The organism is Niabella pedocola, assembly GCF_021044425.1.
Lineage (GTDB): Bacteria > Bacteroidota > Bacteroidia > Chitinophagales > Chitinophagaceae > Niabella > Niabella pedocola.
In genome coordinates, this window is sequence record NZ_JAJNEC010000005.1 from 2,623,412 (window position 1) to 2,648,401 (window position 24,990).

Consider the following 24,990-nt stretch of genomic DNA (forward strand, 5'->3'; position numbering starts at 1 on the left):
ACCCGGGTATACAGGTAAACAGTATAACAAATTCGCCACATATATAAATAATGTTTACAGAGGATATTTTGACCTAAACTAACGGTTGTGCGCGAGGTTGCAATGCAACCTTTAATGCTACTTTTGTTATGCCCGGCCATACCCTGCAACAGTCTTTGCCGTTAAAAATTTTTCCATTTTTGACAGAGCTTTTATATTTGCTGCTGGATTTTAACTATTATGAGAACTACTTTATTTTCCGTACTGCTGTTTTTGACATTTTTTTTATTTCGTACCGTTCATGCCCAGGATGGGGCCAATTTTAAATTTGGTAAGGTTACGGCCGCTGATTTTACGATCAAGTCGCCTGTGGTCGATTCCAATACCAGTGCCGTGGTACTGGCTGATATTGGCAGCTCCCGGATTGAAGGAAATAACAAAGGATGGTTTTCGCTGATTCATAAACGTACTACGCGTATCAAAATACTGGATGAGAAAGGCTTTGATGCGGGTAATGTATCTATTGAGTTATATGTATCTCCCGAAAGCGAGGAAAAACTGACCGACATAAAGGGGATTACCTATAACCTGGAGAACGGCACCGTACAGCAAACCAAACTGGAGGCCGCAAATGTTTTTAAGGAAAAACTCAACCGTCACTGGACTGCGCGGAAATTCACATTTCCGAACCTGAAGGAAGGATCCATTCTGGAATATACCTATACGATTGAATCGGAGTTTTTATTCAATCTCCGGCCCTGGGAGTTCCAGGACAGTTACCCGCGGCTGTTTACACAATATACCGTAAACATTCCCGAGTTCTTCCAGTATGTATTTTTATCCCAGGGTTATGTGCCGCTGAAAAGTACCAAAAAGGATGTCTTTAAAAACTGGTCAGTATCCGAATCAAGCGGAACGCAGGCTACAGAGCATTATTCGCTTTCGGGCTATGAAACACAAACTACCTGGACGGCAACTGATGTGCCGGCATTAAAAGAAGAGCCGTTTACTTCCTCCATTCATAACCATAATTCAAAAATTGAGTTTCAGCTCTCCCAGTACCGGTTCCCCAATTCGCCGGCAAAAGACATCATGGGAAACTGGACCACGGCCAGTGAACAGCTGTTAAAACATGAAAATTTTGGAGCCGAGATTACGCGGCCCAATTACTGGCTGGGAGATGTGGTAAAAGATATGGTACCGGCCGGAGCCAGTAACCTTGAAACGGTGAAGGCGGTGTATACGTACGTAAGAGATCATTTTACAGCCACCCAGTCGAACGGGTTTTACATTTCTGATCAAACCACTTTAAAAGACGTATACCGGAAAAAAAGCGGAACGGCTGCAGAGATCAATATGCTGCTGATTGCGATGTTAAAGCAGCGGGGAATTACAGCAGACCCGGTATTGCTAAGCACCCGGAACCATGGTTGGGCCAATCCGTTTTATCCGTTGCTGGAGCGGTACAATTATGTGATCTGCGGGGCGCGGGTAGATGGGAGGCCGTATTACCTGGATGCCACACGACCCCGTTTGGGCTTTGGAAGATTACCGGTTGAATGTTATAACGGTCCGGGTTTTGTGGTGAGCACCGCACCGAGAAATGTAAACTTTGATGCGGATTCGTTGCGCGAACAAAAAACAACCCTGCTGTTCCTGATGAATAAAGAAGATGGTAAAGGACTGGAAGGTTCTTTCAGCAGTACCCCGGGGTATGTAGAATCATACCAGATACGGGATCAACTGGCAACAAAGGATATGGAGGACTATTTTAAAGAAACAGAAAAAGGCTATTCCTTCCCGATGAAATTTTTTGATACCGAGATCGATTCATTGAAAAAATTTGACTTCCCGGTTACCGTGAAATATAAAATGAGTTTTGACACCGGCGGGGAAGATATGATCTATCTGAACCCGATGTTCGGCGAAGCGATAAAGACCAATCCTTTTACTTCCGCGGTACGGAAATACCCGGTGGAAATGCCGTTTACCATGTACCAGATATTTGTGCTCAATATGGAGTTGCCTAAAGGATATGAAGTAGATGAGCTGCCCAAATCGACCCGGGTGCTGCTTAACGATCACGAGGGCACCTTTGAATACATCATCAGTTCCTCCGGAGGACGGCTGATGCTTCAAAGCAAGATCGATATCAAAAAGGCTGTTTTTCAGGCGGAGGATTACCAGACATTGCGGGACTTTTTTGGGCATATTGCAAAAAAACACGGTGAACAGGTGGTATTAAAAAAAATTAAACAGTGATGAAAGAGGCTATTTGCAGGAGCGTTTTCATTTTTCTTATTGCGGCGGTATGGCCAGTATGGGCAAGGGCAGCATACCCGGTAAGTGCTATACCGGAGGCCCTGTTAAAAAAGGCAGACCTTGTTAAGCGCCTGGATGAAATGACCATAGAAGTACGGGGCATCGGCAAAGCGATCTACCGCAGGCACTATGTATACACCGTTCTCAATGAGGCGGCGGACGAATATGCAGCCCTGGTTGTTGGCTATGATAAGTTTCACCTGATCAATGATATTTCCGGTACGCTTTATAATGCAGCAGGAAAGAAATTACGATCGGTAAAAAAGAAGGATATCCAGGATGGAAGCGGAACGGATGGCTCCAGCCTGATCACAGACGGGCGGTATAAATACCATAATTTTTATTATAAAGAGTATCCGTACACCATCGAATATGATATGGAGATGGAACTGAACGGGGTGTTTTATTTTCCGGAATGGATGCCGCAGAGCGGTCCGAAGATTTCGGTTGAAAGTAGCCGGCTTAGTTTTGAAACGCCTAAAGATTATAACCTGCGCTATAAGATGTTTCACTATGCCGGCATGCCACAGGCAAAGGAGCTCAAGAATACAAAGATTTGCTCCTGGGAACTGGGTCTGGTGCCGGCGCGCGAGGAGGAAGCATTTGCACCGGAATGGAACCAGCTGGTGACCCGGGTATTAACAGCCCCTTCTGATTTTGAGATCGGAGGGTATAAGGGAAACATGGACAGCTGGCAGCAGTTTGGAAAATTTATGACGGCACTCTACGCAGGCCGCGATGTGCTGCCGGCCGGTATGAAAGCAAAAGTGCGGGAGCTGACCTCAGGATTGAAAACCCAGCAGGAGAAAATTGACACGCTCTATCGCTATTTGCAGCAGAACTCGCGTTATATCAGCATCCAGTTGGGCATAGGCGGGTGGCAGCCGCTGGATGCCACCTATGTGGCCGAAAAAAAATACGGCGATTGTAAGGCCTTGTCGAACTATATGGTGGCCCTGCTAAAGGAAGCTGGTATCAAAGCATATTCGGCACTGATCACCGCCGGAACAGAAGATAAAGATATTGTAAGCGACTTTCCCTCCAACCAGTTCAACCATGTAATTGTTTGTGTACCCGGTGCCCGGGATTCTACGTGGCTGGAGTGCACCAGTCAAACCGTTTCTCCGGGTTATATGGGAAGCTTTACCGGCGACAGGGAAGCTCTGCTGATCGATGATGCGGGCAGCCGGCTGGTGCGCACCCCTGCTTACCGCCAGGAGGAAAACACCCAGTACCGGGTAATTAATGCGCAGCTGGATGCCGCCGGTACATTAGATGCTGCGGTTGTAACCCGCTGCACCGGGTTGTTGCAGGACGATCTGCACGGTGTGGTGCATGGTCTTTCAGACGAGGAGCAGCAAAAAAGATTGCGCAATCATTTTTCGCTCCCCAATTATGAAATCAACGCTTTTGCTTACCGGGAAGCCGGCAGTAATACGGTTCCGGTTATTACTGAAAAAGTACAACTGGTATCAAAAAATTATGCAACCATTACCGGGAAACGCCTGTTTATAGCACCCAATGTTTTAACGGGTAGTACCCGCAAGCTGTCTGATGATGAGCAGCGAAAGGAGGCGATCATTTATCCGTATGGTTTCAAAATAACAGACAGCGTTTCGATCCGGATCCCGCAAGGCTATACGGTAGAATCGATGCCAAAATCGGTAAAAACAGAAAATGTATTTGGTGTATATGAGATCCGGTTTGAACTAAATGGGGATACGATTCGCATGACCCGCCGCTACGAACGCAACAGCGGCCGCTTTCCCGCCAGTGACTATAAAAAAATGGCGGCATTTTACAATACCATCTATGCCGCCGACCGCTCGCGAATGGTGTTGGTAAAAAAAGGAGAGTAATCCGGTGCGATCCTTGCTGCGTTTATCTTATGGTGAGTAGCGCTGCCGGGTACAGCAAGTGTTACTGCTTTACACAGAACAGGTGTGTTTTGACAGCCGGTTTTTTCGGTGAAGTGGTCTGTCTATTTAACGGGCCATTTAAAAGCCGCAGGCTGAATATTTTTATACCAGGTGGTTGCTGCCGGGAGTTGTGGGCTGCAGGTAGCAAAGACTTGTTCCGGTGTATAAAGCGTTGCTGCTACAGCCCCAATATTCCGGGCCCAGGACACCCGTTTAGAGGCTGAGGAGCCCGGTCCCTGGCTGCCGTACTCTCCGTAATACACTGTTTTTTCGTTATCGGGGTTGCTCCAGTTATGCCATCCTTCCGGAGCGATGGCCGCGGGCATTTCGCAATGAATGAATACCGTTTTAGCGTATGCCCGCCAGGGTCTGCCCAGGAACAGTTTTTTTACGCCGGGTTCTGCCAGGATCCGGCAATGAGTAAACACCAGTCCAAACGCTTTCCCTTTTGTAGTGCTGGCCGCAGTAATATAGGAATTGGCTTTGGCTTTAATAATACAATGGCTGTAAAGGGCCGTTGCCGGGCCAAAAATAAAATCTGTGGTACCTTCAATATAACAGTTCCAAAAAAATTGCCGTGCTGTTTCGCCCCCGTTGAAAATGGTATCCTGGTTGCCAATAAACCGGCAGTTCTTAAAAAGGGCCTGGTCTGCATCTACGTACAATGCCAGAGCCTGGCCTACAGGCCCTGCCGCATTTACAAAGGTGATATTTTCTGCAATGAACCGGTTGCCCGATATCTTGGCGGTATAGGATGTAAAGGTGGTCAGTGAACCCTTACCGGAATAATCAGCATAGGTGATAATCGTGCTGTCTACACTTTCCCCGATAAATGTAACATCGGTATTGTTCGCAGGCAGTTCGATCTTTTCATTATAAACGCCATTGCGGATGTAGAGTGTTATGGGGGCCAGGGGATACCCGCGCATAGCCCGGATGGCATCCTGGATTTTTGTGAAGTTGCCGCTGCCATCCTGGGCCACGGTAAAAACGTATTGATACTTTTCGGGGTTTGCGGTTTGACCCCTTGCAGGAATAGCGGTATAAGCAAATAGCAGGAATATGATAACGATAACCTTCATACATACTTTGTTTGGCAGCCGGTCCGTAAATATAGTGGTCAGGTCCGGCGATCTTCCGGGCCCCGGGCTTTGTACAATAGGCATCATCCGCTTTTTCATCGTTTGTAGGTTACAAGATCATTAATGTATACTTCAATATTTGAATACTGCGTATCCAGCGTAAGGGCGGTTGCATCCCGTTTATCATCGGGGTTTAAGGCATGCGCTTTTTCCCAATCGTCCGGTATTCCATCCAGATCTGTGTCCGCCGGCGCCTGCCCCGGCTTTAAGAACGGCCAGGCGGTTACCGTTTTTTCATAGGGGGTTCCGTGAGGATAGTTTCCCTGAACATCAATCAACATTCCCGTCCGGTGCCTTACGTTATTAATGATGCGCCGATCCAGAGTATCTCTTTCAGGCAATATGGCCCCAGCCTGCTCCAGCACTGCATCATATGCATCCACCGCAAGTTGGCGGGGCAATACAACCGTGTTGAAGGCACGGGCCACAACCGCGGTTTCCTTATCTGTATCCGTTCCGTTATTGCCCATGCGGATACCCTTGTAGTTATTGCTGGTTATATCCGGGGCGCCATCTACATAATTACCGGCTACATAATAATGGCCAAAGGGAATCTGTTTTTTTTCTTCCTTATTGGGATTTACGATCTGGTATCTTACGGAAGTTTTGGTTGCGGGGCCGTATTTGAAATAATTGTTTACGATGTTATAAGCGCCTCCTTCACCGCCGTAAATATTATTACCACCCCAGTTGTAGATCACATTGTTCTGAAAGTCTGCCAGCTCTGCAATGGCACCCAGCCGGGCCCCGTTGAACCGCGGATTGCGACTGTTGCAGTGGGCAAAAAGATTGTGATGTGCGCTGAAATGTGCGCCGCCCCAGATACCACCGTAACCGTGGCGCTCGAAATCTTGATCGCCTTCTTCAAAATGATACGAATAATTCAACGGCTCGGACAGTATATTCCACTGCAGGGTGGTGCTGTCTCCCCTGTAAACAGAGCACACTTCATCCGTGCTCCAGCTCATACTGCAATGGTCAATAATGATGTTGCTGCGGCCCGAGGCTCCAAGGGCATCATCGGAACCCCCTCCATCCTGCATGCCCTTATTTTGATACCGGTCCCCCATCCGGAAGCGCAAGAACCGGATAATGATTTGATCGCCGGCCAAAACAACCGGCTGATCGGCCAGGCAAATACCTCCGCCGGGCGCAGTTTGTCCCGCTATGGTCTTGTGGCCTTTGATATTCAGCCGGCTTTTTAAATGAATGGTACCCGAAACCCGGAACACAATAATCCGGGGTTCATCGGAGCTAACAGCTTTGCGCAGGCTTCCATCTCCTTCATCATTTAAATGGGTAACCAGGTACACACGGCCGCCCCTGCCGCCGGTGGTATATTTTCCAAAACCTTCCGCACCCGGAAAAGCAATGACCGGACCGCTTTTGGAGCTGCTGTTTTCCTGGCCGGCGCTACAGAGTACGGTAACGGTAAAAATAAGCGTTAATAAACGATACATATCCTCAACAGTTTTGTAACGATATCCCGAACGGGAACATCCGGCGATACCGTCTTTTCGACCATTAAAAAATTTTCTTTTTTCATATGTCGATGCAATGCTTCAGATCCCGAAAGCCTGGAACATGGCAGCCGGTATGGTCCGGAGTGCAAGCCGAAACGGATACAAGGTAGGACTATTTCAAACGGGGAGATCTGTTTGCCGTGCGGTAATTTACGCAATCGTTGCCGGCAACGATTGTATAATATAGAGTATATTCGCTTACTGATAAGATATGGATATATGAAACTCAATGCCATTACAATAAAGGATATTGCCAGGGCACTTGGACTATCTGCCTCCACGGTTTCAAGGGCATTGCGGGATAGTTATGAGATCAGCGAGGAAACAAAAAAGAAGGTAAGGGATTATGCCAATGAGAATAAATACCGTCCCAATCTTGCGGCGTTAAGTCTGCGCAAAGGCAAATCCCGGTCAATCGGGGTGATTGTTGCAGATATCGCCAATAACTATTTCAGCCAGATCATCGGTGGTATTGAGTCGGTTGCCAACGAAAAAGGATATAATGTGATCATTACCCAAAGTAAGGATTCGGCGGAGCGGGAGCAGATGATCATAAACGACCTTACCTCGCGGTCGATTGACGGACTGATCGTTTCACTGGCTGCCGGTACAACGGATTATTCGTTGTTTGAAGAGATGATTGAGCAGGGCGTTCCGATCGTTTTTATCGACCGCATAGCAGAGCATATTGAAACACATAAGGTAACAGCGGATAATTTTACCGGCGCCTATAATGCCGTTCAACACCTGGCGAAAAGTGGGTATAAAAAAATTGCATTGATCGCCAATAACAGAAATCTCTCCATATCCAGGGAACGTATCGATGGCTGTATGAAAGCCTTTGAAGAGCTGGAGTTGGAGCAGGATGGGAAATGGGTCCAGTTTTGCGCTGCCGGCGGGTCGGACGACCGTGAGATCGAAAAGGTAATTACATCCTTGCTGGATATGAAGAACCGGCCCGACGCGTTACTGACCTTATCAGATACCCTATCCTTAAAAACGCTCCGGATCCTGAAGCGAAAACAGGTGCGCGTCCCCGAAGAAATCGGGTTGATGGGCTTTTCCAATTTCAACAATTCCGAATTGCTAGACCCGGCCCTTTCGGTGATTTATCAGCCTTCTGTGGAAATGGGCAGTGTGGCTGCCAAACTGCTGCTGGCGGATATTGAAAGCAAACGCCCGGTAACCAGTTTTACCAAGCAAGTATTGTCAACCCGCATCATTACACGAAAAAGTAGTGCGCCCGCACATTCATAAATCGCTTATTTTTGGGCGAATCAGTATTTCTAAACGATAAAAGAGCATGAAACAAACGCAAAATGCCATGATCCATACCATGCGCTGGTATGGCCCAAATGATCCTGTTAGTTTGAGTGATATAAAACAATCCGGCTGTACCGGTGTGGTTACGGCCCTTCACCATATACCTGTGGGCGCCATCTGGGAAATCGATGAGATCAATAAGCGCAAACAGGAAGTAGAAGCGGCCGGACTTACCTGGGAAGTAATTGAAAGCCTGCCGGTACATGAGGATATAAAAAAGCAGAGCGGTGATTTTGAACAATACATCGAAAATTACAAGCAAAGTCTCCGCAATGTGGCGGCCTGCGGTTTGCAGGTGGTAACGTATAACTTTATGCCGATCCTTGACTGGATGCGCACAGATATTCACTATACGGTTGCAGACGGAAGCAAGGCGCTCCGTTTTGAAAAGGCGGCATTTATTGCATTTGATGTATTCCTGCTGAAGCGTCCGGGAGCAACAGCAGACTATACCGCGGCCGAACTGGAAAGTGCAAAAAACTGTCTTGAAAAATTAAGCGAAGCCGACAAAGAAACCCTGTATCGCAATACGCTGTTGGGGCTGCCGGGAAGTGAGGAACGGTTTACGGAGGAAGAGATCCTGAAAGCATTAAAAACCTATGAAGCGATTGATGCACAAAAATTAAAGCAACATTTATTTTATTTTCTGCAGCAGGTAGTTCCTGTAGCGGAAGCGGCGGGTTTAAAAATGGCGATCCATCCGGATGATCCGCCTTTTCCTATTCTGGGACTGCCCAGGATCGTTAGTACGGAAGCCGATGCACTGGAATTGATCAACGCCGCCCCATCCCCGGCCAACGGCCTTTGTTTTTGCACCGGTTCTTATGGTGTGCGTGCCGATAACGACCTGGCGGGAATGGTAGCGCGCCTGGGTGATCATATTCATTTCCTGCACCTGCGCAGTACAAAAAGAGATGAAGCCGGTAACTTTTTTGAGGCCGATCACCTGGATGGTGATGTAGATATGTATGCCGTGGTAAAGGAAATTGTAACAACGATGCGCCGCAGAGGCGTATCCATCCATATGCGCCCGGACCATGGACACCAAATGCTGGACGACCTGAAAAAGACGACCTATCCCGGCTATTCGGCAATTGGGCGCCTGAGAGGCCTGGCAGAACTGCGGGGTCTTGAGCTGGGGATCCAGCGCAGCATTTAAGCGGAGTTGATTTTTTTGAAGAGCCTTTTCCGGATTCCGGGAAGGGCTCTTTTTACGATGGCCGGATATTCGTGATATGCACAGGCACCTTAAATAAAAGAACACCGGCGGCTTCATGGCACCGTTCAAGGCAACCGCGTCACCCGGAGCGCTGCGGTTTATCACTGTTTTCAGCCGTTACGGCCGATTGTTGTACCTTCAGCAACAAGGTATGAGAGCTTTTTTACTGGAAGACGACAGCGTTTTGTCCTCAGAGATCTTATTCTATCTCAACGCCCATGCAATAGATTGTGTGGCGGCGGCAGATGGAAAAACATTTCTGGAGCGGGCGTTTAGGGAAAAATTTGATATATATATCCTCGATATCAATGTGCCATTGGTTAACGGGCTGGATGTTTGTAAAAAAATACGCGAACAGGACGCCGGAACGCCCATCATTGTAATATCGGCCTATGATGATATCCTGGAAAAAAAAGAAGCCTTTCTCCGGAATGCGGATGATTACCTGGTAAAACCTTTTGTGCTGGAGGAGCTTTTATTACGCATCCATTCCCGGCTGCGCATTGCTGCCCAAAAGGAAAACAGCACCCGTATTGTGATAGAGGATCTTGAAATTTACCCGGAAGAGTACAAGGTTTTCAGAGGCGGGCAGGAAATTCAACTGACCCAAAAAGAATTTCAGCTGCTGGTACTGCTGGCAAAGGCAAACGGAAGAACCCTTTCCAAGCAATACATATCGGATGAGGTGTGGCAAAACCAGTTCCAAACCACCCACAATACAATAGAAGTGTATATTAACTTCTTAAGAAAAAAAATTGATAAGCAGTTTGATGTAAAGCTCATTCATACCCGCCCGGGTTTTGGCTATTACCTGAAACCGGTTTAAATGACATTAAAAAGAAGGATAGCGCTTAGCTGGAGCATTGCTTATTCATTGCTTTTTGGCGTACTGATGGTAATCATCTATTACGCCTTTTATGATTTCAGGCGCGACGAGTTCCGTCAAAATCTGAAGGACAAGTCGATGGTCACTGCCCATTTTATTGCAAAAACACCCGATTTTATAAAAGGTGTACCGCAGTTTTTAAGTGAATCGGATGATGGCTTGTACAAAGAAGAGATCCTGATCTTTAACCAGGATAAAAAACTGCTGTATAGTACCGTAAAGGATGAAAGTGTTTCCTGGGATGCAAACCTGTTAAGAGAACTGGACCTGAAAAATGAAATCTATGTAGAAAATACCACCCCCGAATATTTCGGTGTGCTGATAAAAATCGATGATCAGCAGTTTTATATATTAACCAGCGCAGAAGACATTAACGGGCGCTCCAAGCTTCGCTTTCTGGGTTATATCCTGTTGCTTACCTATATAATCAGTACAGCTGTGGTATGGCTCAGCAGTTATTTCTTTGTGCGGAAATTACTGCGCCCGCTGGATCAGTTAACGCAACAGATAACGGATATCACCGCGCACAATATTACAGAACCGGTGCCCGAAAAAGGAACCAACGATGAAATTACCGTACTGGCCCGCTCCTTTAATACCGTGATGCGGCGTATTAATGATGTATTTCAATCACAAAAGGATTTTACATCCAGTGCCGCACATGAAATCCGCACCCCGCTAACCCGCATTGCTTTTCAGCTCGAAAATCTGAAATACCAGGAGGCGCAACCGGAACAAATGGGTACTACTGTTGCCAATATTATTAACGACGTGCACCAGCTTTCGGACTTGACAAGGTCCCTGCTGCTGCTTTCAAAGTTTGATAAAGACAATATTAGCAGCATTTATGAAGCAGAGCGCATTGATGAGGTGGTCTTTAATGCGTACGAGCAGGTATTTACGCAGTACCCGGAACTGAAGATGGACTTTACCATTGTTACGGAGGATGCAAAAGAACCAGTGCTCCTTATAAAAGGTATCCGGTCATTGCTGGAAATTGTTTTTATAAACCTGTTGAAAAATGCGGCGGCATATGCTGTTACTTCACAGGTAACGGTCACCATCAGGGAAACGGATGAATGGGTGGAGGTGGATGTTTGCAGCCATGGGCCCCTGCTCCGGGAAGAAGAGCAGCAGCGGCTTTTTGAGCCGTTTATGAGGGGCAGCAATGCACAACACCTGTCCGGATCGGGACTGGGATTACCGATCGTAAAGCGTATCATCGATTACCACAAGGGACAGATCCGTTACCTGCCGGCTGCGCCCGATCAGAATATTTTCCGGGTCCGGTTACCCTTATAGCCTTCAGCGCTCAGCATTCGGCCTTCGGCATTTAGCCTTCAGTCTTCAACTTACCGCATCGCTGAAAATACAACTGATAAAAAAATACGCATGGCTGAAAACCGGCCGCTCATTTTTAAGCTGATTTTAAGCTGAACTTAAGGTGGTTTTAAGACCTGTGTTTCAATTTTGCCTTGAAACAGATCAGGTATGAGAGCCGTATTATTTTTTGCAGGATTGATAGCCGGAATTCCGGGATTCGGACAGGAGAAAATGACCCTGGAGGCCTGCGAAGCCATGTTTATGAGGAGTAATTTAGCACTGCTGGCACAGCAATATAATATCAGCCAGGCGGATGCGGATATTGCGCAGGCAAAGATCTGGGAGTTGCCCCAGGCGGGGTTTCAAACCAACTTGTACAACCCGGAAGCACATAAGGCCTTTGATTTAAGCAAGGCAAACAGCCTGTCTGTTCAGCAACTCCTGTACCTTGGTGGAAAGAAGAAATATGAAGTGGCGTATGCCCGTAGTAACCGGGAGCTGGCCTTGCTGGAATTTGATCAGCTGCTGGCGGAATTGAAGGCCCGCCTGTATGAAAGCTATTACACCCTGCATTACGAGGAGAAAAAGCTCATCGATATAAACACACAACTCGCCTATATGGCGGGGTTGCTGGATGCGTTTAAAGTGCAAACGGTAAAGGGCAACACGTCGCTGAAAGAACAGGTGAGGCTGCAGGCCATGGTTGTACAGCTCAATAATGATAAGATCGGGATCGTAAATACCATACTTCAGCAGCAGCAGCTGTTGAAAACCTTTACCGGCTTACAGGAGAACATTCATACCGCAATTACCAACGAAGAAGATAGTGCCCTGCTGGCAAAACGACCGATAATTTCCCTGGATACGATCAAACAACAGGCGTTGGCTCATAATGCAGGCTATCGCTATTCTTTAAAGAATGTAGAAGCCAGTAAGGTAAATGTAAACTGGCAGCGTTCGCAAAACGTGCCGGATCTTACCCTGGGTGGAGAATGGGACCAGCTGGGCGGTGCTTTCAGGAATGAAGTGAATTTTACCGTTGGCATTCCCATACCGCTTTGGAAACGAAATAAAGGGAATGTTACCAAGGCGCAATACCAGGTAAAGGAAAGCCAGGCGAATAGTGATATGAAAAAACTGGATCTCGAAACTTCCGTAGAGCTGGCTTATCAAACCTGGCAGAACCAGTATGAACAATATGCTGCAATTAACGCGGAAGACCTGCAAAACCTGCAGGCCGTGCATGCAGGAATGATGACCAATTTCAGGAAAGGGAATGTGACCCTGGTTGATTTTACCGATTTTATGGACAGCTACCGGCAAACCATTCTTCAATTGTACGAGATGAAAAAGCAGCTGATGATCGCCGCACAGGAATTGAATCGCTTAACACAATCAAAAATATTTTAAGAATGAATCGGGTACCGATACTGCCGGCACTGGGAGTGCTTCTGTTGTTATCCTGCGGGCAAAAAGAAAACGAAAAGCAACAAAATATTATAAAGGGTTTTGAGCTCAGCGAAGTAATGATGCGCTCCACCACAACTGAAACGGTGCACAGGCAACCCATTGAAACGGAAATGAATTTTTTTGGTAAGATTTCGGCCGATAAAAATAATTACATCGATGTATACCCGCTGGTGGGGGGCAATGTGATCAGCGTGAACGTGGAGTTGGGCGACTTTGTGCATAAGGGACAGGTGCTGGCTACCATACGAAGCACCGAAATGGCCGGTATGCAAAAAGATATCAGCGATGCAAAAACAGACCTTGCCGTGGCCCAAAATAACTTGCGTGTGGCACAGGAAATGTATGAGGGAAAGCTGAGCACGGAAAAGGAGGTGCTGGAAGCGCAAAGCCAGCTTACAAAGGCGCGTGACCAGCTGAAAAGAGCGGAAGCTGTGGGCACTATTTATAATATCCGCAATGGCAATATTTATGCAGTGGTGGCACCTATCAGCGGGTATATCGTACAGAAGAATATTAATAAAGACATGCAGTTACGAAGCGACCGGTCCGATAATATTTTTGATGTAGCCAATACTTCCAATGTATGGGCGATGGTGAACGTGAATGAGGCCGATATTGATAAGATCGGGTTAGGGATGAAGGCAGAGGTGGCCACGTTGAGTTATCCCGATAAAAAATTCTATGGAAAAATTGATAAGATCTTTAAGATCATCGATCCGCAAACCAATGCCATGCAGGCAAGAGTGGTACTGGATAATGTGCGGGGCCTGTTGATACCGGAAAGTAAGGCTACCATAAAGGTGTTCAATACACAGGATAGCAATGCCATTGCTGTGCCCTCACCCGCAATCATTTTTGACAACAATAAAAATTATGTGGTGCAGTTCCTTTCTCAAAGCAATCTTAAGGTGCGGGAAGTAAAGATTTTACAGCAAACCGGCGCCATCACCTATATCTCCGAAGGTTTAGAAGAGGGCGACCGGGTGGTAACCAATAACCAGCTGATGATTTACCGCTCGCTCAATGATCAGTAAACGGACCGCCGGAAAAACCTTGAGTGAAATTATCGAATAAATACGAGCACGCATGAACAGGTTTATAAAAAGTATCATTACTTTCTCGCTGAAGAATAAGGTATTCACATTTGTATGGGTAGGTATCCTGGCCATTGCAGGTTTGATCAGTTTCAGGAGTATGCCTATTGAGGCCTTCCCGGATGTGACCAACACCCAGATCGTGATCATCACCCAATGGAGCGGGAGGAGCGCAGAAGAAGTGGAGCGTTTTGTAACCACGCCGATCGAGCTGGCCATGAGCCCGGTGCAAAAAAAAGCCAGTGTGCGGAGCACAACAATGTTTGGGCTGTCGATTGTAAAGATCATTTTTGATGACGGGGTGGAAGACCTGATCGCCCGTAACCAGGTAAACAACCAGTTGCGGACGGTGCGCCTTCCGGAGGGGGCGGAGCCGGAAGTACAGCCACCATATGGTCCTACAGGAGAGATCTTCCGGTATATTTTAAAAAGTGCTAAAAGAGATTCGAGAGACCTGCTGACGCTGCAGACCTGGGTGGTAGACCGGGCGTTGCGGGGTGTACCGGGGGTTGCAGACATCAACGTATTTGGAGGGCAGGATAAGGTGTTTGAACTGAGTATTGATCCGCGTAAGCTGGACAAGTATAACCTTACCCCGTTGCAGGTATATGATGCGGTGGCAAAGAGCAACCTGAACGTTGGGGGTGATGTGATCGAGAAAAACGGCCAGTCATACGTAGTGCGGGGTATCGGGTTACTTAAGAACCCCGACGAGATCGGGAATGTTACGATTCAGACAGACAACGGGAATCCTATCCTGGTTAAAAATATTGCCGATGTACGTGAAAGCTCGCTGCCTCGTGTAGGCCAGGCGGGCCTGGATAGTGTGTCTGATGTGGTGCAGGGCATTGTGGTCATGCGCAAGGGTGAAAACCCGCGGGAAGTGCTCGATGGTGTAAAAGCAAAAATAAATGAGCTTAATACAAAAACACTTCCTAAAGATGTGAAACTGGTTACCTTCTACGACCGGGACAACCTGATGGATTTTACCACGCATACGGTGTTGCACAACCTGGTAGAAGGGGTCGTATTTGTTACCGTGATCGTTTTTCTTTTTATGGCGGATTGGCGTACCACGCTGATCGTGTCGATCATTATTCCCTTGTCGTTGCTTTTTGCGTTTTTCTGTTTAAAAATGGCGGGCATGAGCGCCAACCTGCTTTCCCTGGGTGCGGTTGATTTTGGAATCATTATCGATGGGGCTGTGGTTATGGTGGAGGGGGTGTTTGTAATGCTCGACCATAAGGCCCGGAAGTATGGTATGGAAAAATTCAATAAGCTGGCCAAGGCAGGCTGGATCCGCCAAACGGGAACCGGTTTGGGCAAGGCGATCTTTTTTTCGAAGCTGATCATCATTACTTCTTTGCTGCCCATTTTTTCTTTTCAGAAGGTGGAGGGAAAAATGTTTTCGCCATTGGCATACACCCTGGGATTTGCGCTGATGGGAGCGCTGTTATTTACGCTTACCCTGGTTCCGGTGCTTTCGCATATGTTGCTGAACAAAAATGTAAGAGAGCAACACAATGTCTTCGTACGCTTTTGGGACCGGGTTGTAGAAAAGGGATTCCGGGCAACGTTCCGTAATAAGCGCCTCAGTTTGATTGTGGCACTTGCCTTCCTGGTGCTGACCCTGTTTTCCGGAAAATTCCTGGGAACGGAATTTCTTCCGCAGTTAAATGAAGGGTCGTTATGGGTAACGGCCGAAATGCCCATGAGCACCTCACTGCGCGAATCGATGGAAACAACAGATGCGTTAAAAAATGTAATCCGCAGTTTCCCGGAGGTAATAGGTGTGCTTTCTCAAACCGGAAGAAGCAATGACGGAACCGATCCGAACGGCTTTGGGTTTGTGCAGTTTGCCGTAAACCTGAAGCCCAAAGATGCGTGGAAACGGAAAATAACCATGGACGAACTGATTGAAGAAATGGATCAAAGGCTGAAAAAATTCCAGGGGATCACCTTTAATTATTCGCAACCGATTTCAGATAATGTGGCGGAGGCGGTGGCCGGTTTTAAGGCCGAGAACGGGATCAAGATCTATGGAGATGACCTCCAGACACTGGACGGCCTTGCAAGCCAGGTACTGGAGCAGATCAAAACAGTACCGGGTGTAAAGGAGCCGGGTATCATTAAAAACATCGGCCAACCCGAAGTAAGTGTGGTGCTGGACCGGAATAAGATGGCCGCCTATGGGGTACAGCCGGCCGACGCGCAGGCGGTACTGGAAATGGCGTTTGGCGGGAAGACCGCATCCGAAATGTACGAGGGTGAGCGGAAATTTGATATTCGCCTGCGCTATGCATCCGAGTACCGCAGAAATGAGGACGATATCGCCCGGTTGATGGTACCCAGCCAGGACGGCACCAAGATCCCATTGAAGGAGATCAGCGATATTACCAGGGACAACGGTGCGGCATTTATATACCGCGATAATATTAAACGGTACATCGGGGTTAAATTTTCCATTCGCGACCGCGATTTGGGCAGCACCATTGCCGATGCGCAAAAAAGGGTAGCCGGCATTGCATTGCCGGATGGCTATAGCATCGGCTGGACGGGGCAATTCGAGAACCAGGTACGGGCCTCACATCGCCTGGGGCAGGTGGTTCCGGTAAGTATCCTTATGATTTTCTTTTTGCTGTTTATCCTTTTTGGAAATATGAAAGACTCGCTCCTGGTGCTGGCCAATGTTCCGTTTGCATTGATCGGCGGTATCATCGCCCTGCACCTTACCCATATGAATTTTGGAATTTCAGCAGGTGTAGGCTTTATTGCGTTATTTGGTATTTGTATTCAGAACGGCGTAATCCTGATTTCAGAATTTCATAACAATATAAAATTGAACATGCCGTTGAATTATGCCATCCTGCAGGGGGTAAAAGTGCGCACAAGACCTGTGGTAATGACGGCGCTGATGGCTTCGATCGGCTTGTTGCCGGCGGCGCTTTCAACCGGCATCGGCTCCGAATCCCAGAAGCCGCTGGCGATCGTGATCATCGGAGGACTGATCACCGCTACGGTATTAACCCTGCTGATCTTTCCCATTATTTTCTGGGTGTTTAACCGCACAAAAAAGGAACAGATCACCTGAACGCGCACGGGGAAACAGTTTCAGAAGTGCGTTACAACGTAACGTCATACTGAGCTTATTTCAGCATCTATTGATCGCTCATTTCCGATAGGAAATAAGTTCGGTATCACAGGGCAGAAGATTTTTGCGACAGCTATCCGGCTACTCCTCCCACTCTCCAAGACCCTTCCGCACCAGTACATTTTCCGCGCCGGTGCAATCGATGATGGTAGACGGAATCATGCCACCAATGCCGCCATCAATAACGATGTCAACAAGGTTCTGGTAATGTTCGTGAATGATTTCCGGGTCTGTATATTCTTCTACCAGCTCACCGGGAAGCGTGGTGCTTAAAATAGGATGTCCCAATTCCCGGATCAGGGCCTGGGTGATCTTATTGTCAGGAACCCGGATACCCACGGTATTTTTTTTACTGTGCAGAATTTTGGGCACCTGTTTGCTGGCCTCCAGGATAAAGGTATAAGGCCCGGGAAGATATTCCTTTAGTAACCGGAAGGTGCTGTTGGAGATCTGTTTGGCAAAATCACTGAGATGGCTCAGGTCTGCACAAACAAAAGAGAACTGCGCCTTTTTCGGGTCAATTTTTTTGATCCAGGCGATACGCTCAATGGCCTTGGTCTGGAAAATATCGCAACCCAAACCGTAGATGGTATCGGTAGGATAAATAACGATTCCCCCTTCTCGCAGGGTATCGGCTACCTGTTTGATCAAACGGGGCTGGGGATCTTTGGGATGGATGGGGATAAGCATATTTCGATTATACTGCAAATATCGGACAGGTTTGCGGTAGAAAGATAAAATTTAAAATATAGAATTTTAAATATAGAAGGAGCGACAGGATATGGTTTGGGGATCATTATTCCCGGCCCGTAAGTTCCTTTTACGTTAACATTCCACATTCAGCATTTTAAATTCCGGAGGATGCGGCAACCTTCACGGCCGTTAACGCAAATACCATGGGGATCTTATTCCCCAGGTGCTGAATGCGGTATTTTTTGGGCGCTATTGTTTCTGTTTGCCGGAAACAATTATAGGGAGAATAATCAAACTCCTCAAACGCGGTAAGCTTAAGCCCGTTTTGAAGAAGGCCGGTGAGTACCTCGGCCGTACCATGGTTCCACATTACATACTCCTGGTGCATATCCGCATCCCGGTCGGCATACGTACCGTTGTTGACTTCGCTGATGGCGCCGGTGTTAAAGTAGTTATAGCCTATTTTAGCAAAATCATCGTCGAACATCCACACCACCGGGTGAAACTCGGCAAATACAAACCGGCCACTGGGTTTCAGGAAGGTTGAAATAACGGATGCCCAACGGTTCAGATCCGGCAGCCAGCCAATGGTTCCATAGCTGGTAAAAACAATGTCGAATGTTTCGTTCAGATGATTGGGAAGATCATAAAGATCGCAGCAGATAAAACGTGCTTCCGTATGGGTTTTGGCTGCCAGGTCATTGGCCGCCTCAATGGCTTTGTCAGAAAGATCAATGCCGGTAACCTGCGCACCCATGCGGGCCAGCGAAATGGAGTCCTGCCCAAAGTGGCACTGCAGGTGCAGGATGCGCTTGCCGGCCACATCACCCAGCAGGTTCAGCTCAATATCATTCAGGGATGAGGCTCCGTTGATAAAGCCCTTTACATCATAAAACTCCGATTCCAGGTGAAACCGCACCTTATTGTTCCAGGAAGCTTTATTAATGGCCAGATAGTCTTTGACAGGATCCATAGGAATGTAAAATACGAAATATTCAATGTAAAATACAGAATGACCGGAATTGCCGTGAAGTGTATGAACGCTGGAATGAAGAAAGGAAAGGTAATACCGTGAAACCACGGGTCATAAAGCAGCAACGGGATCGCTGCTTTTACTGTTACGGTTAATGGTGCTTATTCCTCCTTCCTATTGTATGGTCCACACTTCTTTACCGCGCAGCAGGGCATCCAGGTCTGGCGTTTTCCGGGCCCTGGCGTCTTCCAGCTGCAGGGCCATCATTTCTTCATAACAAGGACGGTCTGCTTCATAAAACACCCCAAATGGCCGGGGCAGGTGCCCTTCCAGTGCCGGGTTGTCGAAAATACGGGTAAGGAGTTGTGCTTTAAAAATGTCTTTTTCGTCGTGTATCCAAAGATCATCTGCGCTGTATCCTTCGCCCAGGGTAACCACCTGCGGTTTAAATCCATCCAGGCGGATGCCTTTTTTGCCTTCGGCGCCAAAGATCAACGGCTTGCCATGTTCTGCAAAAAGGGTTTCTTCTGCTTTGGAGCTTTTCTCTGTGAACACTTCAAAAGCCCCGTCATTGAAGATATTGCAGTTCTGGTAGATTTCCAGGAAAGAAGCGCCCTTATGCTGGTGGGTACGTGTCAGCATCGCCTGAAGGTGTTTGGGATCGCGGTCCATGGTACGCGCTACAAAGCTGGCATCGGCGCCCATCGCCAGTGCCAGGGGATTGAACGGATGGTCGATACTACCAAATGGAGTGGATTTGGTAACCTTATTTTCTTCTGATGTAGGGGAGTACTGTCCCTTGGTTAACCCATAGATCTGGTTATTGAACAACAGGATATTTACATCAAAATTCCTTCTTAATAAATGAATGGTATGGTTACCACCGATGCTGAGCGCATCTCCGTCGCCGGTAACGATCCAAACGCTCAGTTCCGGACGTGTGGCTTTAAGCCCCGACGCGATGGCTGTGGCACGGCCATGGATCGAGTGCATGCCGTACGTGTTCATGTAATAAGGGAAACGGCTGCTGCAGCCAATACCGGAGATGAACACAATATTTTCTTTAGGAATACCCAAACCCGGCATCACACGTTGCACCTGCGCTAATATAGAATAATCGCCACAGCCGGGACACCAGCGTACTTCCTGGTCGGTTGCAAAATCCTTGGCTGTTAAGGCGGGAGTTAAAACTTCGGACATGATCTTAAAAATAGGTTGCAAAGTTAATCATTCTGGGGGATTGGAACGGCTGTTCTCTTGATAACGAACGACTGTTAACATGTGGTTGTGCCTTCAAACCCTTGTTTCTGTTGATTTTTCCTAAATTGCGGGGAGTTGTCATTTATTTGTAAAAACTTATTTTATGAGATATAAAAAGATTTCTATTGCATTTACGTTTATTCTTTTAACCATTATGGCGGGTACATCGTATTCGCTGTACCGTCCGCCGCATAACCTGAAAGTGCTGCCCCCGGATATTACGCATGAACGTCTGGACAGTATAATGGAATCGTATAATAAGGCCTTGGGCGTAAAATGCAGTTTTTGTCATGCAAAGCGAAAAGATTCGGACCGGCTGGATTTTGCCTCCGATGAGAACCCCGCCAAAGAAGTGGCCCGTAACATGCTGCGGATGACGATTGACATCAACAAAAATTATTTCCGTACAGATTCGGTGATCCATCCCGCTTATTTAAATACTGTTACCTGCAACACCTGTCATAAGGGAGATGCCTACCCGGAGCATTAGTGCTCCTTAGCGAATAGGATTATTGCTTCGCAGGAAGAAATCGCAGGAGAGGTATTGCCCAATCCTTTCCGGTGTGCCTGCAGGGCCGTTGATCTGCCCCGGTTATACTGCGGCCCTGCGGTGAACATTGTTGTTACATTCTGAAATAAAGTATAACTTCAGCAAAATGAACAATGATGAATTGCCTTCGAACTCCCTGCCTGTACTTGTTGGGCCTTGTATTGGTTGTGGCATCCGCGTGTACAGATCCTGATCCGAATAACCGGTTAACAAAAGAGGAAAAAGAACAGGGCTGGACCTTACTGTTTGACGGAACGTCTGCCGCCGGCTGGCACCTGTACAATAAAAAAAATACGACGGCCGGGTGGATTGCCAGGGATGGTGCGCTGGCGGTAGATACTGTAAACAAAACGGAGGTCAACGACCTTGTATCTGATAAAGCGTATACCAATTTCGATTTGCAGTTCGAATGGAAGCTGTCAAAAAACGGTAACAGCGGTGTATTTATCAATGTGCTGGAGCGCCCGGATCTTACTACTGCCTGGGCTTCGGGCCCGGAGTACCAGCTGCTGGATCCGTTACATGCCGATAACGCCAATCCCGTAAAGAAAGCGGGCGCCCTTTTTGCACTGGATGCACAGAAAAATCCCGTGATGGCCAGGCCGGCAGGTGAGTGGAACCACTCGCGTATTAAACAGGTAAATGGTAAAGTTGAATTTTATCTTAACGGTGTATTAACCGTACAGGAAGATTTTACCGTTCCGGCATGGCAGGATTCCGTCAGCCATACACATTTTAAAAACTTTCCTGAATTTGGGAAATATACCAGCGGCCATATTGCCCTTCAGGACTGGGCCAGCGGTGTCGCGTTCCGGAATATAAAAATTAAGGAATTATAGCTGCGGCTGGCCCGGTGGGTGCTGGGGTATCAGCGTTTTACCGTTACCAGCAGATAGGTAGCGGTAATTGCTGTATAGTTTGGCGTTCCGCTTTTGTTTTCAGCAGTAAAAAGCTTCTCCAGTTCCTGCTGCAGCTCCGCAGACCTGTTGTTCTTCTCTGCTGCTTCAAAGGCCGTCATGGTAGGGCCATAAAAGTGGCGGAATACGGCAGCAAATTCAACAGGACCATAAGGCGCATCAAACGTCCAGGGTTCCCTGCTGAACGTAATATTTTCTTTTGGAACACCTGCCTGCTCAAACCGTTCAATAACATGGGATGCTATCCCCCAGGTCATAGGGCTGATAAAGCCTTCCGGCGGCGGAGGGGTGTAGGCAGCACTGATCTTTAATAGCTGGGCTACCAAGGTGGGATCGCCCGGTATCCAGTTGCCCATCAGGATTTTTCCGCCCGGTTTTGTAACGCGTACCATTTCTTTGGCTACATCAAAGGGCCTGGGTGCAAACATGGCTCCAAATATACTTAGGGTGGCATCAAATGAAGCATCCGGTATGTCACTTAAATGGCTGGCGTCTCCTTCGCGAAACACACAGTTTGGAAGTCCTTCGTCGTTAGCACGGGTATTTCCGGCCTTTACCAGGTTTTCTGCAATATCGATAACAGTTACATCGGCGCCGGTCTTTGCCAGGGGGATGGCCGTGGTACCGTCGCCACCACCCAATTCAAGTACCTGCATGCCTTTTACAATCTCCAGCCTGGACGCCAGCGCTTCCCCGCTTTTACGCATGGTTGCTGCAATGCGGGTGAAGTCGCCCTTTTCCCATAAAGCTTTGTTCGGATTCATTGTTTTTAATTAAATTGAAAAGATCAAATGAATATCATACCCGGCTACATAAACCACCTTGGGGTGCTGTTCTTGTATTTTAAATAGGCATCCCCAAACCATTGCTCCATCCATTTTTCTTCTTTGAGTACGAATTGCGTATGAAGGATAATAAAAAACAGCGGAAGTATCAACAGCGGGGAAACGGTGCCTAAAAGGATGGCGGTCCCCATAAGCATGATAAGAAGACCCGCATACATCGGGTTCCTTGTATACCGGAAGGGGCCCTTAACGACAATGAATGTGGCCCGGGCGCCCGGGCGGAGATGCGTGCCCGATTTCCGGAATAGAAGGGCGCTTCCTGCACTAAGTGCAAAGCCGGTAATGAGCATCAGGATCCCAAGGTATTTCCAGGGGGCATGTAACCAATACGCGATCGGCCAATAGGCATTTAGCAGGAGCATCGCAATCAGCGATAAAAGAAAATAAACGGGCGGGGGTATGCGGGGAATTGAAGTATCCATCTTGTAAAGATTTTTCAATAACCAGGGATGTGTTGCTGTGACAGATCTGGCCCGGTGGGAGCGTTGCATCTTCTTACCGAATTTAGTACAAAAAGAGCATATGGGAACCGGCATACCTTATTTTGGTGATCCCTCTAACAGGGTGCCCGATTCGTTTTACAGGAGTTGCAGGCAATCGCTGCTGCACAATTTGGAAAGAAACAGAAACCCGGTTTATGCTGTTGGAAAGTCGGCCATTTGTTTTTGAAATTGTTTGGATTGCTTGCCGCCATTACTTACGGCCCAGGCCGCCATTGCATGTAAAACAGGTCTTAATGCTTTTCCCTGTTTTGAAAGCTCATACGTTACATAGGGCGGTACAACGGGTTTGGATTTTCTGATAATCAGCCCGTCTGTTTCCAATTGTTTTAAATGTTGTATCAACACCTTTTCAGTAATGGACGGAATGGATCGTTTCAGCGCACTGTACCGCTTTGTGCCTGTAAGCAAATTAAATAAAATGATCGGTTTCCAATACCCGCCGATGCGTTCCATTACGAATGTTACGGGGCAGGCAATAAACGCGTTGTTTTTATTTTCCTGGATAACCGAGGTCTTTTTTATGGCTGTCATATGTATACATACTATGGGGTAAGTACTTCCATAAAAGTAAGTATAAATTTATTTTTGTGCAAACAAATTAAAACAGTAAAAAATGAAAGTAACAGTAACAGGCTCTTTGGGAAACATCAGTCGTTTGCTCATCGAAAAATTAGTGGCCGCCAAACACGAAGTGTATGTAGTAAGTTCTGATACGGCCAAAGCGGAAGCGATCCGGAACCTGGGTGGCCATCCGCTGATTGGTTCGGTGGAGGATTACGGGTTTGTAAAAAAAGCGTTTGAAGGAAGCGAAGCCGTTTACCTAATGATACCGCCTAATTTTCATACCCCCAACTTAAAACAGTATATAAAAACGGTTGGTGAACAATATGTGCGGGCAATAGCGGAAACGGGTGTTCGCTATGCGGTTAACCTGAGCAGCATCGGCGCACATCTGGAAACGGGGCTGGGCCCCACCGGTGCCAATTTTTATGTGGAGCAACAACTGAATGGATTGCAGGACGTACACGTGTTACACCTGCGGCCGGGCATGTTTTTTACCAATTTTTACGGGGCCATTCCCATGATCAAATATCAGCAGATGCTGGGAAATAATTTTGATGGTACCGTTCGCCTGCCACTGACACACCCCAGGGATATTGCAGAAGCTGCATTTCAGGCGCTCCACAACCGGTCTGTTTCCGGTAAGCAAATTCAATACATTGTCAGCGATGAGAAAAACGGTTTTGAAATAGCGCAGCTATTGGGACAAGCAGTGGGGAAACCCGATGTGCAGTGGATAGCGTTTTCGGATGCGCAGCTTTTGAATGCATTGGTAGAAAATGGTTTTTCAGAACAGATGGCCAAGGTGTATATGGTGGAAATCGGTGTTGCACTGCGTGAAGGAAGTTTTATGGAGCATTATAATGAAAGCAGCTCTCTGTTTGTTAACGGAACTTCCCTGCAGGATTTTTCCAAAGAGTTCGCAACAGCCTATGCGTATCACAACTAAACTTCCCGCATCGTTTCCCGGAAGGGAGGCCGCGGGTGGGGAACGCACGGTTTTAACCCATTCCGGTTGCGGCAGTTCTGCGATTCCCTGTTTTTTAAAAATAGCCTGTGTACAGAAAGGCTCCAATAAGTATAAGAATGGCAAGAGCAGGAAAAAACTTCCGGGTACTTCTTTTAAAAAGGATGATCGACGAAACAATCATAATAAAAAAGGCACCGGTCAGCGCGGGAAGCGAAAGCAGTTCAAAAACCGCACCGGTGATGGCATACCGGTACATATTTACCGAGGCACAAAGCAGCCAGAAAAGCGCGATGATGCTGCTGACAATAAAGAGCCATTTGCCCGTACTAGGTTTATTCAGAAGATTGTATTTGGTATGCATGGCTTA

21 protein-coding genes are annotated in these 24,990 nt (G+C 47.4%); 12 read left to right on the forward strand and 9 right to left on the reverse strand.

The window, feature by feature from the left end; translation table 11 throughout:
• The first annotated feature begins 219 nt into the window (after positions 1-219).
• Together LQ567_RS18365 and LQ567_RS18370 are read left to right on the forward strand one after the other, a co-directional pair.
• Complete coding sequence (locus tag LQ567_RS18365; protein WP_231006962.1) at positions 220-2,241, forward strand: DUF3857 domain-containing protein; 2,022 nt, start codon at positions 220-222, stop codon at positions 2,239-2,241.
• Positions 2,241-4,160 (forward strand): DUF3857 domain-containing transglutaminase family protein, encoded by a 1,920-nt coding sequence (locus tag LQ567_RS18370; RefSeq protein WP_231006963.1) that lies wholly within the window; start codon positions 2,241-2,243, stop codon positions 4,158-4,160. The genes LQ567_RS18365 and LQ567_RS18370 overlap by 1 nt, the downstream gene beginning before the upstream one ends.
• 122 nt (positions 4,161-4,282) lie before the next feature.
• On the opposite strand, the gene LQ567_RS18375 is transcribed toward LQ567_RS18370, so the two are convergent.
• Together LQ567_RS18375 and LQ567_RS18380 are read right to left on the reverse strand one after the other, a co-directional pair.
• Positions 4,283-5,401, reverse strand: a complete 1,119-nt coding sequence (locus LQ567_RS18375; protein WP_231006964.1) for a pectinesterase family protein — start codon at positions 5,399-5,401, stop codon at positions 4,283-4,285.
• A complete protein-coding gene (locus tag LQ567_RS18380) occupies positions 5,398-6,822 on the reverse strand; it encodes a pectate lyase family protein (RefSeq protein WP_231006965.1) in 1,425 nt (474 codons plus the stop codon). The genes LQ567_RS18375 and LQ567_RS18380 overlap by 4 nt, the downstream gene beginning before the upstream one ends.
• Positions 6,823-7,104: 282 nt before the next feature.
• On the opposite strand from LQ567_RS18380, the gene LQ567_RS18385 reads away from it, so the two are divergent.
• From LQ567_RS18385 to LQ567_RS18415, 7 genes are all read left to right on the forward strand, one after another.
• Positions 7,105-8,142: a LacI family DNA-binding transcriptional regulator gene (locus LQ567_RS18385; protein ID WP_231006966.1), complete on the forward strand. Its 1,038-nt coding sequence runs from the start codon at positions 7,105-7,107 to the stop codon at positions 8,140-8,142.
• Between the two features lie 46 nt (positions 8,143-8,188).
• Positions 8,189-9,367 (forward strand): mannonate dehydratase, encoded by a 1,179-nt coding sequence (gene uxuA, locus LQ567_RS18390; protein ID WP_231006967.1) that lies wholly within the window; start codon positions 8,189-8,191, stop codon positions 9,365-9,367.
• A gap of 211 nt (positions 9,368-9,578) precedes the next feature.
• A complete protein-coding gene (locus LQ567_RS18395; protein ID WP_231006968.1) occupies positions 9,579-10,253 on the forward strand; it encodes a response regulator transcription factor in 675 nt (224 codons plus the stop codon).
• Positions 10,254-11,615 carry a sensor histidine kinase gene (locus LQ567_RS18400; protein WP_231006969.1) on the forward strand — a complete coding sequence of 454 codons (1,362 nt, stop codon included), beginning with the start codon at positions 10,254-10,256 and terminating at the stop codon, positions 11,613-11,615.
• Positions 11,616-11,804: 189 nt separating this feature from the next.
• Positions 11,805-13,046 carry a TolC family protein gene (locus tag LQ567_RS18405; RefSeq protein WP_231006970.1) on the forward strand — a complete coding sequence of 414 codons (1,242 nt, stop codon included), beginning with the start codon at positions 11,805-11,807 and terminating at the stop codon, positions 13,044-13,046.
• A gap of 2 nt (positions 13,047-13,048) precedes the next feature.
• Positions 13,049-14,140 (forward strand): efflux RND transporter periplasmic adaptor subunit, encoded by a 1,092-nt coding sequence (locus tag LQ567_RS18410; RefSeq protein WP_231006971.1) that lies wholly within the window; start codon positions 13,049-13,051, stop codon positions 14,138-14,140.
• Positions 14,141-14,192: 52 nt separating this feature from the next.
• Positions 14,193-17,291, forward strand: coding sequence for an efflux RND transporter permease subunit (locus LQ567_RS18415; RefSeq protein ID WP_231006972.1), 3,099 nt, complete (start codon positions 14,193-14,195; stop codon positions 17,289-17,291).
• Between the two features lie 141 nt (positions 17,292-17,432).
• Here LQ567_RS18415 and LQ567_RS18420 read toward each other — a convergent pair whose 3' ends face one another.
• The 3 genes from LQ567_RS18420 to LQ567_RS18430 form a co-directional block, all read right to left on the reverse strand.
• The gene (locus LQ567_RS18420; protein ID WP_231006973.1) at positions 17,433-18,041 is read right to left on the reverse strand and encodes an L-threonylcarbamoyladenylate synthase; all 609 of its coding nucleotides are present in this window, start codon (positions 18,039-18,041) and stop codon (positions 17,433-17,435) included.
• A 157-nt stretch (positions 18,042-18,198) separates the two neighbouring features.
• Positions 18,199-19,017, reverse strand: coding sequence for a class I SAM-dependent methyltransferase (locus tag LQ567_RS18425; protein WP_231006974.1), 819 nt, complete (start codon positions 19,015-19,017; stop codon positions 18,199-18,201).
• A gap of 174 nt (positions 19,018-19,191) precedes the next feature.
• Positions 19,192-20,217: a 2-oxoacid:ferredoxin oxidoreductase subunit beta gene (locus tag LQ567_RS18430; protein WP_231006975.1), complete on the reverse strand. Its 1,026-nt coding sequence runs from the start codon at positions 20,215-20,217 to the stop codon at positions 19,192-19,194.
• A gap of 163 nt (positions 20,218-20,380) precedes the next feature.
• On the opposite strand from LQ567_RS18430, the gene LQ567_RS18435 reads away from it, so the two are divergent.
• On the forward strand, positions 20,381-20,767 hold the full coding sequence (locus LQ567_RS18435; protein WP_231006976.1) for a c-type cytochrome: 387 nt from the start codon (positions 20,381-20,383) through the stop codon (positions 20,765-20,767).
• A 173-nt stretch (positions 20,768-20,940) separates the two neighbouring features.
• Positions 20,941-21,666 carry a 3-keto-disaccharide hydrolase gene (locus LQ567_RS18440; RefSeq protein WP_231006977.1) on the forward strand — a complete coding sequence of 242 codons (726 nt, stop codon included), beginning with the start codon at positions 20,941-20,943 and terminating at the stop codon, positions 21,664-21,666.
• Between the two features lie 29 nt (positions 21,667-21,695).
• Here LQ567_RS18440 and LQ567_RS18445 read toward each other — a convergent pair whose 3' ends face one another.
• The 3 genes from LQ567_RS18445 to LQ567_RS18455 form a co-directional block, all read right to left on the reverse strand.
• Positions 21,696-22,508 carry a class I SAM-dependent methyltransferase gene (locus LQ567_RS18445; RefSeq protein WP_231006978.1) on the reverse strand — a complete coding sequence of 271 codons (813 nt, stop codon included), beginning with the start codon at positions 22,506-22,508 and terminating at the stop codon, positions 21,696-21,698.
• 44 nt (positions 22,509-22,552) lie between these two features.
• Positions 22,553-23,011: a methyltransferase family protein gene (locus LQ567_RS18450; protein ID WP_231006979.1), complete on the reverse strand. Its 459-nt coding sequence runs from the start codon at positions 23,009-23,011 to the stop codon at positions 22,553-22,555.
• 213 nt (positions 23,012-23,224) lie between these two features.
• Positions 23,225-23,623, reverse strand: a complete 399-nt coding sequence (locus tag LQ567_RS18455; protein WP_231006980.1) for a winged helix-turn-helix transcriptional regulator — start codon at positions 23,621-23,623, stop codon at positions 23,225-23,227.
• A gap of 82 nt (positions 23,624-23,705) precedes the next feature.
• Here LQ567_RS18455 and LQ567_RS18460 point away from each other — a divergent pair, with 82 nt between their 5' ends.
• Entirely contained in the window at positions 23,706-24,602 is an 897-nt protein-coding gene (locus LQ567_RS18460; protein ID WP_231006981.1) for an NmrA family NAD(P)-binding protein, read from the forward strand.
• A gap of 94 nt (positions 24,603-24,696) precedes the next feature.
• Here LQ567_RS18460 and LQ567_RS18465 read toward each other — a convergent pair whose 3' ends face one another.
• Positions 24,697-24,984, reverse strand: coding sequence for a hypothetical protein (locus LQ567_RS18465; protein WP_231006982.1), 288 nt, complete (start codon positions 24,982-24,984; stop codon positions 24,697-24,699).
• Between the last annotated feature and the right edge of the window lie 6 nt (positions 24,985-24,990).

What these genes read in the sequence shown, in the direction of transcription:
- LQ567_RS18365 (WP_231006962.1), top strand. Translation starts at nt 220, where the DNA reads ATGAGAACTACTTTATTTTCCGTACTGCTGTTTTTGACATTTTTTTTA.
- LQ567_RS18370 (WP_231006963.1), top strand. Translation starts at nt 2,241, where the DNA reads ATGAAAGAGGCTATTTGCAGGAGCGTTTTCATTTTTCTTATTGCGGCG.
- LQ567_RS18375 (WP_231006964.1), bottom strand. Translation starts at nt 5,401, where the DNA reads ATGAAAAAGCGGATGATGCCTATTGTACAAAGCCCGGGGCCCGGAAGA.
- LQ567_RS18380 (WP_231006965.1), bottom strand. Translation starts at nt 6,822, where the DNA reads ATGTATCGTTTATTAACGCTTATTTTTACCGTTACCGTACTCTGTAGC.
- LQ567_RS18385 (WP_231006966.1), top strand. Translation starts at nt 7,105, where the DNA reads ATGAAACTCAATGCCATTACAATAAAGGATATTGCCAGGGCACTTGGA.
- uxuA (WP_231006967.1), top strand. Translation starts at nt 8,189, where the DNA reads ATGAAACAAACGCAAAATGCCATGATCCATACCATGCGCTGGTATGGC.
- LQ567_RS18395 (WP_231006968.1), top strand. Translation starts at nt 9,579, where the DNA reads ATGAGAGCTTTTTTACTGGAAGACGACAGCGTTTTGTCCTCAGAGATC.
- LQ567_RS18400 (WP_231006969.1), top strand. Translation starts at nt 10,254, where the DNA reads ATGACATTAAAAAGAAGGATAGCGCTTAGCTGGAGCATTGCTTATTCA.
- LQ567_RS18405 (WP_231006970.1), top strand. Translation starts at nt 11,805, where the DNA reads ATGAGAGCCGTATTATTTTTTGCAGGATTGATAGCCGGAATTCCGGGA.
- LQ567_RS18410 (WP_231006971.1), top strand. Translation starts at nt 13,049, where the DNA reads ATGAATCGGGTACCGATACTGCCGGCACTGGGAGTGCTTCTGTTGTTA.
- LQ567_RS18415 (WP_231006972.1), top strand. Translation starts at nt 14,193, where the DNA reads ATGAACAGGTTTATAAAAAGTATCATTACTTTCTCGCTGAAGAATAAG.
- LQ567_RS18420 (WP_231006973.1), bottom strand. Translation starts at nt 18,041, where the DNA reads ATGCTTATCCCCATCCATCCCAAAGATCCCCAGCCCCGTTTGATCAAA.
- LQ567_RS18425 (WP_231006974.1), bottom strand. Translation starts at nt 19,017, where the DNA reads ATGGATCCTGTCAAAGACTATCTGGCCATTAATAAAGCTTCCTGGAAC.
- LQ567_RS18430 (WP_231006975.1), bottom strand. Translation starts at nt 20,217, where the DNA reads ATGTCCGAAGTTTTAACTCCCGCCTTAACAGCCAAGGATTTTGCAACC.
- LQ567_RS18435 (WP_231006976.1), top strand. Translation starts at nt 20,381, where the DNA reads ATGAGATATAAAAAGATTTCTATTGCATTTACGTTTATTCTTTTAACC.
- LQ567_RS18440 (WP_231006977.1), top strand. Translation starts at nt 20,941, where the DNA reads ATGATGAATTGCCTTCGAACTCCCTGCCTGTACTTGTTGGGCCTTGTA.
- LQ567_RS18445 (WP_231006978.1), bottom strand. Translation starts at nt 22,508, where the DNA reads ATGAATCCGAACAAAGCTTTATGGGAAAAGGGCGACTTCACCCGCATT.
- LQ567_RS18450 (WP_231006979.1), bottom strand. Translation starts at nt 23,011, where the DNA reads ATGGATACTTCAATTCCCCGCATACCCCCGCCCGTTTATTTTCTTTTA.
- LQ567_RS18455 (WP_231006980.1), bottom strand. Translation starts at nt 23,623, where the DNA reads ATGACAGCCATAAAAAAGACCTCGGTTATCCAGGAAAATAAAAACAAC.
- LQ567_RS18460 (WP_231006981.1), top strand. Translation starts at nt 23,706, where the DNA reads ATGAAAGTAACAGTAACAGGCTCTTTGGGAAACATCAGTCGTTTGCTC.
- LQ567_RS18465 (WP_231006982.1), bottom strand. Translation starts at nt 24,984, where the DNA reads ATGCATACCAAATACAATCTTCTGAATAAACCTAGTACGGGCAAATGG.